The sequence below is a fragment of the Mesorhizobium sp. M7A.F.Ca.MR.148.00.0.0 genome (genome assembly GCF_003997735.1).
Lineage (GTDB): Bacteria > Pseudomonadota > Alphaproteobacteria > Rhizobiales > Rhizobiaceae > Mesorhizobium.
The window spans coordinates 1-245 of the sequence record NZ_RZTB01000652.1 but is presented as its reverse complement, the minus strand read 5'-3'; the positions used below and the strand labels follow the sequence as shown (position 1 = coordinate 245).

Below are 245 nucleotides of genomic sequence, written 5' to 3'. Positions count from 1 at the left end.
AGAAGAGCTCGCCAAGGTCGAGGCGACGATCCGCGCCATCAATCCGGCGGCAAAGGTCCATCGTACCACCCGCGCCGGCGTCGACCTGACCGAAGTACTCGACCGCGGCGCTTTCGATCTGTCCCGGGCACTGGAAAACGATCCACACTTCCTCGAAGCGCATGACGATCACGATCATCATGACCACGACCATGACGGCCACGATCACCACCATGATCATGACGGGCACCACCATCATGCGCATG

1 pseudogene is annotated in these 245 nt (G+C 60.8%); it reads left to right on the top strand.

Annotated features, from left to right (window positions below):
- A pseudogene (locus EOB49_RS38530) lies at nt 1–245 on the top strand (GTP-binding protein); the annotation flags it as partial.